Genomic DNA, 14,444 nt, shown 5'->3' with positions numbered 1-14,444 from the left:
GACGGCCGGGGCGAGACATCGGTCTCGCCCCGGCCGGTGAACGCCCGGTCGGTCCACCGTTCGCGGTGCCCGTGGTCTCAGCGCAGGGTGTACGCCGAGGGGAGGGTCTGCCGGACGGTGTTGCCCTGGCTGTCGGTCGCGCTGATCCGCAGCCCGACGCCCTGGGCGGCCTGGTCCCGCCGAGGGTTCTTGATCGTCGTGGTGAAGGTGTTCTTCCCGGTGGCCCTGGTGGCCGCCGGGCGCCAGGTCCTGCCCCCGTCGAAGGTGGTCTCCGCCTTCAGGGACGTCACCTTGGGCAGGGCGGTGAGGCGTTCCTGGTAGTAGCCGACGACGGTGATCTCGTGGGTCTTCCCGGCCTTGGCGGTGTTGTCCAGGGCCAGACCGAGGTCGTAGCGCAGGAAGATCAGCGGCTCCGGGCGGCAGGCCGCCTGGTTGCTGCCGAGCACGTCACCCATGCAGGGGCTCAGCTCCGGGGCGTCGTCCTTCGTCGCCTTGGCCGAGCTGTACTCCCACACCGTCTTGACGTCGTTGGTCTGCGCCTCGAACGTGTACCGGGCCGACTTCGCCGGCAGGTCGTAGGAGACGAGGTCGCCGCCCTTGCAGCTGGAGAGCGCCAGTATCGCCGCGGCTGCGAGCACCATGAGGGCCCCTCTGCGGCGCCGTGCCGACGGCACACTGCTGTTCATCGCGTTGGTCTCCTTTGCGGTTGCGGGTGCCATCACAGGGTCGCGTAGCTGACGTCGGGGAGGGGTTCCGTGCGACGCTCGATCTCGTCACCGGACGCGTTCAGCAGCTTGAAGTCGCAGGTGGAGTCGAGGTTCGGCAAGGTGGGCGAGGCCACCGGCCCGCAGGCCGCGAGACCGACGAAGTCGTGCGAGATGAGCTCGTCGTCGACGATGCCGATCAGCGCCTGGCGGCCGCCGCCGCTGCCCGTCAGGTAGACGGTGGGGTAGAAGGTGTCGCCCTGCCGGCAGCCGGAGCACGGTGCGGCCCCGATCGTGAAGCCGGACGTGGTCCGCACCTGCGGCACGGCCCCCGGTACGGCAGGCCCGGCGTTCCAGTGGATCTCGTCCTTGCCGGTGAGGACCATGTCGTGCGTCTCGGAGCGGTTGTGCGCCAGGAAGAAGTCCGCCCCGGGTTCGGCCCATGAAGCGATGAACTGGTTGATCGCGTTGTCCTGCCGCCTGACGAAGGTGGTCAGGGTCCGCTGCGTGGACGGGTGCGGCAGAGCTGCCGCGCCCGGGACGGGTGAGGCCTGGACAAACTGATTCCAGCTCAGCTGGTGGACCTCTCCGGGCCGTGCCCCGTGGAAATGGAGGTCGACGCGGTCGAGATCGTCCTTCGCGACCCGGTACGTGTTCGACCCGAGCCGCCCGTCCTCGTGGTACCCGGCGACGTAGACCCTCGGCACGACGCTGCCGCCGAGACTGATCCCGACATGCGACCGGGGGGCCTTGATGCGCGTGATGAGGCCTTCGGCCTCGGCGTAGGACACGCTCACGATGGGCAGCGCGGCGTACGACTGGACCGCCGGGCAGCTCTGCGGCCCGTCCACGCACTGGTCGAGCGTCGAGGGGAGGCCGAGCGAGGTGAGGCCCGGCGCCGCGACCAGCACACCGACGGCACCGGCGGCAGCGGCGGCCGCCACCCGCTCGTCACGGAGCTTGACGTAGTCGCAGCTGCCCTGACAGATGTCGGTCGGTGTCAGGAGTACGAGCTTGCCACGGGCGTCGACGTCGGCGAGTTCGGCGGCGGACCCGGTGCCGGCGTACACCACCGGCAGGTGTCCCTTGACCGGCAGTCGGGGAACCGGCATCGCGGCCTCGCGGAAGCTCGGGTCCCCGTCGGCGTTCAGCCACATCTGCGTCTCGGTCAGCGTGGCGTCCGGGGTCACATAGCGGGCGGACAGGTCGGAGGCGGCGCCGCTCCCGGTGGCCCGCATCGTGACGACGGGAGTCGATCGCGAGCTGGAGAAGTCGTGGGTCAAGGTGCCCATGCTCACCTTGCCGGTGGGCAGCACCCACCAGTTCGGTTCGTCGGCCTTGTAGTCGGCCGAGAAAGTCGCCGCCATCGCCCACACCCCGGTGGCAGAGGTCCGGTTGGTGCTGCTCAATGCCTGGTAGGTCTCGGTGGACTCCGGGTACTGGACGCTCAGCGGCTTGGCCTTGCGCAGGTCCAGAGTGACCGTGGTCGGCTTGGTGAGGCCGACCTCCGGTGCGATCGGGTTGGCCTGCTGCCACTCACCGGCCGCGTCCCGCCAGCTGACCGACAACTGGGCCGCATAGGTGCCGCGGAAGAGCTGCGCGCTCACGGTGTCCGCGCCGGTCGCGTAGACCGGGCCCGTGTGCAGGTGTACTTGGGCGTCGACGGGCATGAAGGTGGTGGCGCCGTAACGGACGTCTGTGGCGCCCGCCGGAGGGACGACGTTCAGCGTCAGCGGGAACTTCTGGGCCTCGACGAAGCTGTGGATCCCCGAGCTCAGCCGTATCGCGCCCGCGTCGTCACGGGCGCTCAGCAGCCCGTTGTAGCCGCCGTAGGCACCGTCGGTGCCCAGTACCCGGCCGTCGAGCGTCACCGACACCTCGGCGGATCCGCCCGCGGGGACGACGACCTTGTCCGTGCTGAGGGTGAACAGGCCTGCCGCGGCCGGCTTTCCGTCGGCGAAGGAGACCGGCATCGTGAGATGCAACGTGGTCGCCTCGTCACCGCGGTTGGTGTACGTGAGCTTCTTCGTCACCGCCGAGTGCGGGTAGGCCAGGCGGCCGAAGTTCAGGTTCCCCTTCGGAACGATCTGCGGGTTGGTCGCGGTCGCCAGGTCCACCAGGCCGGTGCCCTGGGCGTACATGTCGTGCCCCAGGTCGCTCGCGGTGTCCATCAGCAGCGCCTTGATCTGCTGACCGGTCAGCTCCGGGTGCTGCTCGGCGACGATGGCCGCGGCGCCGGCCACATGGGGCGTGGCCATCGAGGTCCCGTCGGACGCGGTGTAGTACTGGTCCACCGGCGTGCCCATGGCCGTGCCGGCGGCGCGTGCCGCGACGATGCCGACGCCCGGAGCCGCGATGTCGGGCTTGGCGGCGCCGTCCCCGATCCGCGGTCCGCGGTTGGAGAAACTGGCCATGGCGCCGTTCTTGTCGACGGCCGCCACGGTCAGGGCGTCGTCGGCGGAGCCGGGGGAGACGACCTTCTGGGCGACGAAGCCGGAGTTGCCGGCCGCGACCACGAACAGGGTCCCGGTGGAGCGGCTGAGCTCGTTGAGCGCCTGGCTCATCGGGTCGGTGCCGTCGGTGGGGTCGCCGCCCAGGCTCATGTTGACGACCTTGGCCCCCGAGTGGGCCGCCCAGTCCATGGCCGCGATGATGCCGTCGTCGGGGCACTGCCCGTTGTCGTCACAGACCTTTCCGACCAGCAGCTTGGCGCCGGGGGCGACGCCCTTGCGCAGCCCCTTGGAGGCGGCGCCGCTGCCGAGGACCGTGGACGCGACATGGGTGCCGTGTCCGTGTCCGTCCTTGGCGCCCGTGGGGCTGCCGGTGAAGTCGACCTGCCCGGCGATGCTTCCGGACACGTCCGGGTGGGTGGCGTCGATGCCCGTGTCCAGCACCGCCACGGTCACGCCGGTGCCGTCGTAGCCGCGCTCCCAGGCGACGGGCGCACCGATCTGCGGTACCGACTGCTCCAGGTCGACGTGGGCCAGGCCGTTGAGCCAGACCTTCTTGACCCCAGCGAGGGAACCGGCGGACCGGGCGGAGGCGGAGGTGGAGGCCGTCTTGCCCCGTACCTCCTGCCACCACCGTCCGCCGTCGGCGATCTTCATCGAGCGGCCGTTGATGCTCGGGAGCGCCCTGCCGCCGGACGCGCCGGCGACCTTGCGCGTCGCGTCGGCGCCGGCCGTGCCGGTGTAGGTGACGAGCACCGGCACCGCACCGCCCTTGCCCGCCGCGGCGAGCGTGACCAACTGACTCAGGTCGAAGAGCCCCCAGTCGAGCAGTCCCTTGCCCACCAGCGCGAGGGCGTCGTCCGGCACGACGTACACCCTGCCCTGGCGGGTGATGGTGTGGAACACGACCGGGGGACCGTCGGGCCGCGCCGCGCTGTCGGTGTCGCGTACGACGGGCTTGCCGTCGTCGTCGACGCCGACGTGCACCTTGTCGCCGGTGATCAGTGTCACCGGTACGGACCCGCCGGACGCGGACACGATCTTCGCCAGGTCGCCGTTGGCGGTCAGCGTCGGGCTGTTCGTCCGGACGGCAGCGGGAAGCGGTGCCTGCCGGGTCGGCTCGGCGGCCTGCGTCGCCGTGGTCGACACGACCATCCCGAAGACGGTCAGACAGGCGGTCACCGCGCCCAGGCGTCTGCCGAGACGTTTGCTTGCGCTTCGCCTCATCTATGGGTCTCCTATGAGAGGAATGACGGGGAATACCGGGGGACATACGGCGTGGAGGCATGCAGGACGCAGGCGATCGGACTCCCGGAGCGCGCGAGGACTCCGCGCTCTCACCGGCGGACCCGGCGGGACGGCGCCTCGCACCACGGGCGATCGCGATGCGGCCCTGGACCTTCGCGCTAGAGCGGTTCGTACTCGCCGACGCCGTCGGCACCGCTCGCACTCCGGCCGGCCGGAGTTCCTGGCGGGTCGGCCGGCACTGCTGCCGGCGCCGGTTCGTCCTCGCTACGGAGCCCTGGCTCGAACGGGGTGTCCGTCGGCTCCGTCGTCGGCGGTTCTGCGGTTGACATGCGGACGAGTGTGCAACCGGGCCCGGCCCGGGCTCGATTGGTCAGATGTGGGATTTAACTCGCCGTTCGCCCGCGCGTCTTTTTTTCGTCCCGGGCGACGGCGGCGAATTCACTCGTCGCCCGGCAGGGTTTGACCCTGCTCGCCGACGAGTCCCAGCTCCACGACTCTGAGCGCGAGCCCGGTCCGCGTCGTCACCTGCATTTTGCGCATGGCCGACTTCACCTGGCTGGCCACGGTCTGCGTCGCCACCACCAGTTCGTCCGCTATCTGACGGTTCGTCAGGCCGTCCAGCAGCAGACGGGCAACCTCCAGCTCGCGCGGGGAGAGCTGGTTGCCGTAACTGGGCCGCCCCCGGCCGCGCGTCTCCCGGCTGTCCGCACCGTGTTCGTTCAGGGACCGTGCCACCCGGTCGGCGTCGTTGCGGGCGCCGAGCTCCGAGAACGCTTGCCGTACGTCGGAGAGCACCGGCAGAGCGGTGTCGTGCCGGCCCGCGGCGAGCAGACAGCGGGCATGGTGTTCCCTGGCGAGCAGGGCGTCATAGGGGCGCGGCAGTTCCTGCCAGGCGTCCGCCGCCCGGGCGAACAGCACCGCTGCGTCATCCGGCCGGCCGTCGGCTTCGGCCAGCATCGCGTGGCACAGCACCAGGGACGCCTTAGGCGCCGGGGCGTCCTTGCCGCCCAGCGCGCTCTCGAAGGCGCTCACCAGGTCGATGGCGTGGCCGAACCGGCCGGCGGCGGCCAGAGCCGCGACCCGTACCGGGGCGAACTCGACGGCCCTGGTCCAGATCCCGCTGCCGACGGCGATCTCGGTCACCTCGTCGGTGAGACGGAGCGCCTCCCCGGCGTCGCCGTCGCGCAGATACATCTGTGCCAGCGCGGCCGTGGCCTCGATCCGTTGCTGGTCGTCGCGTCCGGCGAAGCGCAGACGTTCCTCCGCCACCGCGCGGTCCCCGGCGGCGTGCTGGATCAGGCCGGCCACGAGGGCGGCCTCGCACCGGTCCTTCAACCGCACCCCGTCGTCGTCATCGACCAGCCGCGCCGACCGGTCGGCGAGTCCCGTCCAGGCACCCGTGAACCAGTCGAGGTGGGCGCGGGACGAGGCGATGCTGGCGAGGTACTCCAGGAACTCGTGGCGCTCGGCGATCGCCGAGGCCTTGGCCAGCCGTGACGTGGCCTCCTCGTACCGTCCCCACCGCATCGCCTCTTCGCCGACGTTCGTGTGGCCCACGGCGACCATCGCCGCCTCGCGCGAATTGGCGACGTCGTCCGGGATCCGCCGGGCCTCGTCCCACCCGCTCTCCTCACCGAGCATGAGCAGCGCGAAGGCACGTTCCACGGCAAGGCGCATGCGCTCGTGCGGCGCGATCGACAGCGCCGGCGCGGGTGCCTCGTGCAGCCAGCGCAGATGCTCCGAGACCGGCCGCGCGTTGCCGAGGGGGAGCGCGAGGAGAATGCGGGTCCGCGCCGCTTCCAGCGAGTCCGGCGGCAGGTGGGGCAGGGCTCGCAGTATCTCCAGCCGGCCCGCCTCGATTTCGCCCGCCACCATGAGCACCCGGCCGATCTGGAAGCGGACCAGGGACTCCTGTCCCGGCGTCAGGGCCTGCGTCCGCAGGGCCGACCGCAACGACTCGATGATCTTCGAGTGGGGGTCGGAGCCGGGCAGCGACTGGAACTGGATCTTCGCCACCAGCCCGACCAGCGGCTCCACCGGCAGGGCCACGCTGGTGACCAGGCTGTGGAGCAGCAGCGCCGAGGTGGCCACGTCACCGGACTGCGTCGACAGGTCGGCCGCCCGCTCGGTGTACCGGCACGACGCCTCGACGTCGCCGGCCAGCCGGAAGTGCCGGGCCAGCTGCGCCACCGGCGGGAGCGGCCAGTTCTCCAGCGCCCGCCCGGCCCGCAGATGCATGGCACGCCGCTCCTCGGCCGGGATGGCCTCGTACACGGCGTCGCGCGCCAGGGAATGACGGAACGACCACTGCCCGGGCCCGGCTTCGCGCAGCAGGCCGCACTCCAGTGCGGTGGCGGCCTGCGCGGTGAACTGGTCATCGGCCAGGCCGGTCACCGCCCGCAGGGTCGCGTAGTCGGCCGGGCGGGAGAGCACCGACACCGCGTAGAGGACGGTCCGGGTACCGGGGAGGAGGCGCCCCACCCGTTCCAGCATGGCGTCGCGAATGGTGGGCGGCACGTCGATGCGGTCCAGCCGGCGGCGCGCCCAGCCGCCGTCCTGGCGGATCAGGTCGGCCCGGTCGTGCATCAACCGCACCGACTCCTCCACCGCCAGCGGCACGCCCTCCGTTCGTTCGTGCAGGAAGGACGCGAACTCGGCCGACACGTGCTCGCCGACCAGCATCGACGAGACGACCGCGGCGGTCTCGTCGATCCCCAGTGGCTCCAGCGTCATCCTGACCAGATGCGCGTCGGCCGGCAGCCGTGAGGACAGCCGCAACAGCAGGGAATCGGGCGGCACATCCTCCCGCCGGTACGTCACCACCACGCTCACCGGCTGGGGCCGGCGCGAGACGAGGAACAGCAGGAACTCCAAGGTCGCCTCGTCCGCCCAGTGCACGTCCTCCACGACGAGCACGGCCACGTCGAGTCGGCTGAGCACCTCGACGAAGGCGCGGAACAACCGGTGCCGGGCCGCGGTCGCGTCCTCCAGCGGTTCCGGCGCCGGAGGCAGGTCGTCCGCCCACTCGGGGAACAACGGCCGCAGCGCGCCGGCCAGTCCGCTGAGCCGCAGACCGGCAACGTTGTCGACGCCGTCGCGCACCGCGTCCACGACCGCGCCGAGCGTGTACGGCACGCGCAACTCCGGGCAGGCACCCACCAGGGCGTGATGCCCACGCTCGGCCTGGGACGCCAGGAACTCGCGCAGCAGCCGGGTCTTGCCGATGCCCGCCTCACCGTCGAGCAGGACCACGGCGGGGGGTCGTCCGAGCGCCGCCCCGAGCGCGGTGAGCTCACGGTCGCGCCCGACGAAGCGCGGCACGGAGAGCGCCGGGAGCCGATCGGCATCGCTGTGGGTCCGTCTCACCAACGCCCGTCCCCTCGGTCGATCACCTTGCGACTGGGCTGACTTTAGCCGTGAACGATCACGTGGGGAGCGGTTCGGCCGAGATAGTTGACCCAGCAAGTGATCGGTCGCGGGCCGGCCGATGGCCTGGACCGGCGGGTCCGTGGGCGTCCACGCGGGGCGAGCTGGACATCGTCCGCACGTGCCCCGCACGACGAGGCTTCCCCGTCCAGCCCCAACACTGCGCGGGCGAGCGGACCTTCCCCTGGACCGCCATGCGAGCCGCCTCAGCAGCGGCGACGAACGCAAGCCCACCCATCGGCGGTTCGTCGACGGCCGTCGGGCGGCGTCCTGGAGCCGGCAGTACTGCACAAGACCCTGGTGGGCCGCCCGGTCCCGACCGGCGCTCGCCCGAGCCCGCTCTCTCCGACGAGCATGCCGCACGCATGGGCTGGTGCGTCGGCTCCGGCGGAGCCGGTGGTGGCGGCTCCGTACTGGCGCCGCCACCGCCCCGCTCCCCGCCTTCCCCCGCCATTCATACGTGTCCCGCCCGGCGGGTGACCGGTGGCAGGACGTCGCGCGCTCAGGACGTGCGACGGCGCTGCCGCGACGGATGCAGGCCGAGCCGGGTGGCGAGAGCGGGCGCGCCGGTCAGGCTCGCGATCCGCGCGATCAGCGTTCCTGAGGCGTACAGGGCACCGGCCGGCACGTTGTACTGGTACAGGGCCGCGAACGAGGCGGTGACCAGTGCCGACGCGAGGCCGCTCCGTACCGGCAGCGGGCGAGGGCGACGGCCGTCGGGAAGGCCAGCACAAGGGGCGCGAACTGCAGGAACAGGTGCATCGGGTCCGGGCGTGCGGGCTAGGTCGTCCCGGGCCCGGACAGCACCTGGAAAACGGTGAGCGAGCCCACCACCAGCGGCACTCCGAGGGCCGGCGCGGTCAGCGCGCTGTTGCGGCGGCCACGGGTCCCGGTCGGCGGCAGGTCGGGCGGGGCTGCCAGCACCGACGCAGCCGACGAAGGCGCTCGTCGCGTGGGCGTAACGGCCTTATTCTGGACCGGTGTTCTCACCCGAGGGGCCCTCGCTGCGCGAGCTGGCCGTGCAGGCTTTCTCCTCCGTCGAGCGCGGTTACGACCTGTTGGCCCCGAGGTTCGACCACACGCCGTTCCGCACCTCCGACCGCATCCTCGACGCGACCGTCAACGCCCTGCGCCCGTTCGGCCCCTTCGGTGACGGGCTGGACGTGTGCTGCGGCACGGGAGCGGGCCTGCGTGTCCTGCGACCGCTGTGCCAGGGCCGGGTCGCGGGAGTGGACTTCAGCGCGGGCATGCTCGCGGAAGCGCGCCGCGCTCACCCGGACGCGGAATGGATACGTGCGGACGCGCGGAAACCGCCCTTCGCCGCCGAGTTCGACCTGGCCGTCAGCTTCGGTGCCTTCGGGCACTTCCTGGCCGCTGAGCGTCCGGGGCTCTTCGAGGGGGTGCGCCGCGCCCTGCGGCCCGGAGGGCTCTTCGCGTTCCCGGTCTTCGCGCCACCCCGCATGGCCTCCCGGCGCTACTGGGTGCCGGCCGGGTTCGACGCGGCGATGCGGATACGGAACACGGTCTGGCGTCCGCCCTTCGTCATGTACTACCGCACTTTCCCGCTCCGCGCGGTGCGCGCCGAGCTGACCGCGGCGGGCTTCACCGTCGAGACCGCTGTGCTGCCCGACTTCGGCCGCCGCCCGGACGGTGCCCCGAACTCCCGACTGGTCCTGGCCCGCAAGGTGTGACAGCGGGGCGTTCCCGACCGCGTCGCACCGACGACGGCCACCCGGGCACCGGGCAGGGGGATGACGCCGAACCGGTCGCCGCCGATCCCGTGGTCCACGTCGGCGGGCGAGCGGGCGAGCGGGCGGGCAGGCAGGCGGCGCGGGCGGGCTCCGACCTCAAGCCCGCCCTTCGAGTGGGGTGGACTGCCGGACGGCTTGAAGCTTCAACTCAATCGGCTATAGTTCATTTGAAGCTTCAACCCAAAGGTTCGATCACCCCTGCTCGCATATGCGGAGGAATTGCGACATATGGAGGGATCGGCATCGCCCTCGGCAGCACCAGGCAGGCAGAGCATCATGGAATTCGGCATCTTCGGCGTCGGTGACGTCACCCGCGACCCGACGACCGGGCGCACGCCCAGCGAGGCGGAACGCATCGACGGCGTCGTGCGGACCGCAGTGCGCGCGGACGAGGTCGGCCTCGACGTCTTCGCCATCGGCGAGCACCACAATCCGCCGTTCATCCCCTCCTCGCCCACCACGCTGCTGGGGCACATCGCGGCCCTCACGAAGCGGATCACGCTGAGCACGTCGGTCACCCTCATCACGACCAACGACCCCGTGCGCATCGCCGAGGAGTACGCGATGCTCCAGCACGTCGCCAAGGGCCGGGTCGACCTGGTGCTCGGCCGCGGCAACACCGTCCCGGTCTATCCCTGGTTCGGGCAGGACATCCGCAAGGGGCTGGAGATCGCGCTGGAGAGCTACAACCTGCTGCACCGGCTGTGGCGGGAGGACGTGGTCGACTGGGAGGGGAACTTCCGCACCGCCCTGCAGGGGTTCACCTCGACGCCGCGCCCGCTCGACGACGTCCCGCCCTTCGTCTGGCACGGGTCGATCCGCACCCCCGAGATCGCCGAACAGGCCGCCTACTACGGCAACGGCTTCTTCGCCAACAACATCCTCGCCCCGTACGGGCACTTCGAGCGCCTCGTGGCCTTCTACCGGCAGCGCTACGCCCATTACGGACACGGCACCGCGGAACAGGCGATCGTCGGGCTCGGCGGCCAGGCGCACATCGCCAAGAGGTCGCAGGACGCGGTCGAGGCGTTCCGCCCGTATTTCAACGGCTTCCCCATGTTCTCCGGCCAGCGATTGGAGGACTACATGAGCACCACCCCTCTCTCGGTGGGCAGCCCCCAGCAGATCATCGACAAGACCATGGAGTTCAGGGAGCGATTCGGCGACTACCAGCGGCAGTTGTGGAACGTCGACGGCATGGGCCTTCCCGTCGAAGCCGCTCTGGAGCAGATCGAACTCCTGGGCACCGAGGTCGTCCCCGTCCTCCGCAAGGAGATGGCGGCCCTGCGCTCGCCCGGTGTGCCGGAGACCCCCACCCACACGCACCGGGTCAAGGCCAAGTACGGCGACGCCACGCCCCGGCAGCCGCGTCCCCATCCCAACCGCGGTGACAACGTCACCGGTGGTTCGCCCTACCAGGACAGCGACAGCGCCGCCGCCCGCCTCCCCCTGATCGGCTGAGCCATGAATGACAGCACACGCAAGGACGCCGGACCGCTCACCCTCGTCGTCGTCAGCGCAGGCACCGGGGACCCTTCCTCCTCCCGGCTGCTGGCCGACCGCGTCACGCAGAAGACCCTCGACGCGCTGCGGGGACGCGGGCGTGCCGCCGTCGGCCAGGTGATCGAACTCGCCCCGCTCGCCGTCGAGATCGCCCAAGCGATCGTCTCCGGTATCCCCGGTGAGCGCCTGCAGGCCGCGATAGGCGAACTGTCCGCCGCGGACGGCGTGATCACCGTCACCCCGGTCTACACCGCCGGAGTCAGCGGACTGTTCAAGTCGTTCTTCGACGTTCTCGACACCGACCTCATCGTCGCGAAGCCGGTCCTGCTGGGTGCCACCGCCGGCAGTTCCCGCCACGCACTGGTCGTCGAGGACCAAGCGCGGCCCATGTTCGCCTACCTGCGCGCCCTGACCGCTCCGACGTCGGTCTTCGCCGCCCCCGAGGACTGGAGCTCGCCGCTCCTCGGCGAACGCATCGGCCGCGCGGCCACCGAACTGGCGGCCCTCATGGCCAGCGGGGTCGGCGAGGTGATCGCCGACCAGGCATGGTCCGCGTACCAGCACCGCTTCGGCGGCAACGCCACCCGGGCCCAGCGCTCCGCCGGCGACATCGACTTCGACACCCCGTTGATGCGGCTCGCGGCGGGCGGCACACCCTGACAGGGGAGCGCGCCCCCGGTGCCGGTGCGGCTCGGAGCGGGTGTGCGACGCGGCGAGGCCCTTCAGCGACCTGACCCCGGCAGTGGGCCTCCGCCCGGACGTGTTCCCGCACGACCGCTGCCGGTCCCCGACCGGCGGCGAGCCCACCCCGGCCCGCCGCCGGAACGCGAGGCGGGCTCGTCTCCCACCCCCAAGTCGCCATGGCCCGGCCGGACCCTTCAACGCCGGCGGAACCTACAGCTCCAGCCGTGCCGCGACCGGCAGGTGATCGCTCCCCGTCCGCGGCAGGGTCCACGATGACGTCGCCCGGACGCCCCGCACCATGATCTGGTCGATGCGCGTCACCGGGAACGACGACGGCCACGTGAAGCCGAATCCCCGGCCCGCCGTGGTCTGGGCGGAGCGCATCAGTGAGGTGATGGGTGAGAGGGACCGGTCGTCGGTGCTGCCGTTGAAGTCGCCGAGGAGGACGATCCGGTGTACGGGGTCGGACGCGACGGCTCTGCCGACCGCGTCGGCGCCCAGGTTGCGTTGGTAGGTGGTGAAGCCCGAGCGCGGGGTGACGCGGACTGACCAGAGGTGCACCACGTACACGGCGAGATCGCCGTGCGGGGTGTCCACCACCGCGCGCAGGGTCCGGCCGGAGCCGTAGGCGTCGAGCGGCTTCGCGTCCTCGATCGGGTACTTGCTCCACAGCCCCACGCTCCCCTGGACCGCGTGGTGCTTGTACGTGCCGGCGAGGTGGGTCGCGTACTCGCGCGCCGCGTCGTCGGTCATCTCCTCCAGCGCGAGGACGTCGGCGCCCGACGCGGCCAGCTGCCGGGCGGTGCCCGCCGGGTCGGGGTTGAAGTCGGCGACGTTGTGGGCCGCGACCATCAGATTCCCGCCGCCCGCCTCCTTGTCGAGGAGGAGGCCGCCGAACATGCCCACCCACACGACGGCGGGCAGCACCGTGGCGATCAGTGCCGTCGTGGACCGCCGGACCAGGGCGAGGACCAGGGCGAGCGGGACGACCAGGCCGAGCCAGGGCAGCAGCGTCTCGAGAAGGCTGCCGAGGTGGCGGCCGAAGGCCCTGTGCCCGTTCGGGACGGCGGAGTGCAGCAACATCAGCAACCCGACGGTGACGGCCACGGCGGCGGCCGCGACACCCCGCCGCCGGCGGTCCGGCCGCCAGCCGCGCAGGTACGCCGTGCATCGCCGTCGGAGCGGGGCCGACCGCCGCGCAGCCGCTTCACCCGGTCCCGGGGCGGACCTGTCGTTCTGAGTCATCGAGTCGCCTTGCCGTCCGCTCGTTCCCGCGCACAGTTCTTCTGGTGCCCCGGGGGTGCGCTCACCGGTCGGTCCCGGCGCCACGGTGTCAGCGCCCGGGAGCGGTGGCCCTGAGTTTCCACGGCTACCGGTTGGAGGAGGTCCACTCCCACCCACATCGTGCGCATGAGGGTTGATCCTCGCCGCGCCACATGATGCCCCTGAGCCCGGATTGTCACGAAAGGGAAACGTCTCTCGGGTACCCGGGGCGCGGCACCCCGTCGCCCGGCGGCGGCGCGGCCGGGCCCGCGGCGGTCACGCCTGGGGCACCACAAACCGGGCAGGCCGAACGGGAAGGTTCGGAAGCCGCTTGTGGTTTAAAAATAGGTAGCATCAACTCAAAGTTTCTGAAGTTCTTGACCACGTCTTCGGATCTTGTGCCAGGCGTCAGGCAAGGAGAGGCTCGTGAACAGCGAAGACAGGCGGAAGCCGGGAGTCCACCACTCCGACGCGGGGACGGCTGCCCCTCGCCGTGGGCACGGCGCCGCACACGACACACCGTGGTGGACGGGGGTGCGGCGCGTCGTCGATCCCCCGCCGGCGTTCTTGTTCGCCCGGGAGGTGTCATGAGCCGCTCCTACGAACAGATCTGCCACATCGCCCGTGCGCTGGACGTGCTCGGCGAGAGATGGACCCTGCTCATCGTGCGTGAGCTCACCCTGGGACCTCGCCGCTACAGCGACCTGCTCGACGCCTTGCCGGGCATGGGCACCAGCCTTCTCGCCGCACGCCTGAAGCACCTGGGTGAATACGACGTAGTGCGCCGCACGACACTGCCCGGCCCCGGGCGCACCGCCGCCTACCGACTCGGTGCCCGTGGTGAGGCCCTCATGCCGCTCCTGGCGTCGCTGGCCTCCTGGGGCGGAGGTCTCGGGGCTCCGCCGCCCGGTTACGTCGACCGTGCCGCCTGGAGTCTGGTGGCCATGCGACTGACGGCTCCTGGGGAAGCAGCCGGTTTCACCACGCTCACCGAGCTGGTCGTGGGCGAGGAGACGTTGTGGCTGCAGGGCGACGGTGAGCGGGTCCGGGCCGAGACCGGGCCTGCGCCGCTGACACCGGGGATGCGGCTGACGTGTGACAAAGCCACGTTCTACGCCCTCGCCAACGGACAGGTCGGTGTCGATGACGCCGTGACTTCGGGAGACCTCGTCATCGAGGGCGATGCCGACACCGCACGGCTGTTCTTCGAGCTGTTCAGCCTGCCCGACGGCCACCGCGCCACTTCTCGATGATCGTGTGCGTGGCGGCGAGGACGACGCCCCGCTCGCGTGCCCGGACGGACGCACCGCGACAACTCGCTCCGACCACGGTTGGCGCATACCGCGCCCGTCGACCAGACGCATCCTCATCTTCCGCCCCTGAAGCCGGGGAAGCGGAGCACGTCGAACAAAGGA

Annotated in this window: 10 protein-coding genes; 4 read left to right on the top strand and 6 right to left on the bottom strand. The window is 71.4% G+C overall.

Annotated elements, in window-relative coordinates:
- Positions 1–77 precede the first annotated feature (77 nt).
- The 5 genes from RV983_RS02140 to RV983_RS02120 form a co-directional block, all read right to left on the bottom strand.
- Positions 78–686, bottom strand: coding sequence for a hypothetical protein (locus tag RV983_RS02140; RefSeq protein ID WP_475984031.1), 609 nt, complete (start codon positions 684–686; stop codon positions 78–80).
- 32 nt (positions 687–718) lie between these two features.
- Positions 719–4,381 carry a S8 family peptidase gene (locus RV983_RS02135; RefSeq protein ID WP_475984030.1) on the bottom strand — a complete coding sequence of 1,221 codons (3,663 nt, stop codon included), beginning with the start codon at positions 4,379–4,381 and terminating at the stop codon, positions 719–721.
- A 459-nt stretch (positions 4,382–4,840) separates the two neighbouring features.
- The gene (locus RV983_RS02130; protein WP_475984029.1) at positions 4,841–7,768 is read right to left on the bottom strand and encodes a helix-turn-helix transcriptional regulator; all 2,928 of its coding nucleotides are present in this window, start codon (positions 7,766–7,768) and stop codon (positions 4,841–4,843) included.
- 562 nt (positions 7,769–8,330) lie between these two features.
- Complete coding sequence (locus RV983_RS02125) at positions 8,331–8,456, bottom strand: hypothetical protein (protein ID WP_475984028.1); 126 nt, start codon at positions 8,454–8,456, stop codon at positions 8,331–8,333.
- A 152-nt stretch (positions 8,457–8,608) separates the two neighbouring features.
- Complete coding sequence (locus RV983_RS02120; RefSeq protein WP_475984027.1) at positions 8,609–8,752, bottom strand: hypothetical protein; 144 nt, start codon at positions 8,750–8,752, stop codon at positions 8,609–8,611.
- 56 nt (positions 8,753–8,808) lie between these two features.
- Here RV983_RS02120 and RV983_RS02115 point away from each other — a divergent pair, with 56 nt between their 5' ends.
- The 3 genes from RV983_RS02115 to RV983_RS02105 all read left to right on the top strand — a co-directional run bounded on the left by RV983_RS02115 (position 8,809) and on the right by RV983_RS02105 (position 11,742).
- Positions 8,809–9,519 carry a class I SAM-dependent DNA methyltransferase gene (locus RV983_RS02115; RefSeq protein WP_475984026.1) on the top strand — a complete coding sequence of 237 codons (711 nt, stop codon included), beginning with the start codon at positions 8,809–8,811 and terminating at the stop codon, positions 9,517–9,519.
- A gap of 336 nt (positions 9,520–9,855) precedes the next feature.
- Entirely contained in the window at positions 9,856–11,040 is a 1,185-nt protein-coding gene (locus tag RV983_RS02110; protein WP_475984025.1) for a CE1758 family FMN-dependent luciferase-like monooxygenase, read from the top strand.
- Positions 11,041–11,043: 3 nt separating this feature from the next.
- Positions 11,044–11,742 (top strand): CE1759 family FMN reductase, encoded by a 699-nt coding sequence (locus RV983_RS02105; RefSeq protein ID WP_475984024.1) that lies wholly within the window; start codon positions 11,044–11,046, stop codon positions 11,740–11,742.
- 234 nt (positions 11,743–11,976) lie between these two features.
- Here the strand turns inward: RV983_RS02105 and RV983_RS02100 are convergent, their stop codons facing one another.
- Positions 11,977–13,011, bottom strand: a complete 1,035-nt coding sequence (locus tag RV983_RS02100; RefSeq protein ID WP_475984023.1) for an endonuclease/exonuclease/phosphatase family protein — start codon at positions 13,009–13,011, stop codon at positions 11,977–11,979.
- A gap of 605 nt (positions 13,012–13,616) precedes the next feature.
- Between RV983_RS02100 and RV983_RS02095 the strand changes: the two genes are divergently transcribed.
- Positions 13,617–14,282, top strand: a complete 666-nt coding sequence (locus RV983_RS02095) for a winged helix-turn-helix transcriptional regulator (RefSeq protein WP_475984022.1) — start codon at positions 13,617–13,619, stop codon at positions 14,280–14,282.
- Positions 14,283–14,444: the final 162 nt, after the last annotated feature.

The sequence above is a fragment of the Streptomyces sp. RLA123 genome (assembly GCF_056270165.1).
This window is presented reverse-complemented; position numbering and strand designations above follow the sequence as displayed.